Source organism: Microbacterium sp., from assembly GCF_031988965.1.
Taxonomy (GTDB): domain Bacteria; phylum Actinomycetota; class Actinomycetes; order Actinomycetales; family Microbacteriaceae; genus Microbacterium.
This window is the reverse complement of sequence record NZ_DALZXX010000196.1, coordinates 3926-4143: the sequence shown is the minus strand read 5'-3', so window position 1 is coordinate 4143 and position 218 is coordinate 3926. Positions and strand designations below refer to the sequence as shown.

Genomic DNA, 218 nt, shown 5'->3' with positions numbered 1-218 from the left:
TCGGCGGCCTTGTTCACGGCATCCGGCACCAATCGGCCCTGGGCGTCGATCCCGATGCGCACGACCCGACCGTCGCCGTAGCAGCTGGCGATCAGGAAGTCCCCGCGCGGGGCGACGGCGACGTGGCACACGTTCTGTCCGGCTTCGACCGGCTCGCCGAGCGGCCGCAGCGCGGACTCGCCGGAGCGGACGAACGCCTGCACCGCGGCATCGCCCTC

The 218-nt window shown here is 73.4% G+C and carries 1 protein-coding gene; it reads right to left on the bottom strand.

Annotated elements, in window-relative coordinates; all coding sequences use genetic code 11:
- On the bottom strand, positions 1-218 hold a 218-nt coding region (locus tag RTM68_RS17345), incomplete at both ends, for a beta-propeller fold lactonase family protein (protein ID WP_312173357.1).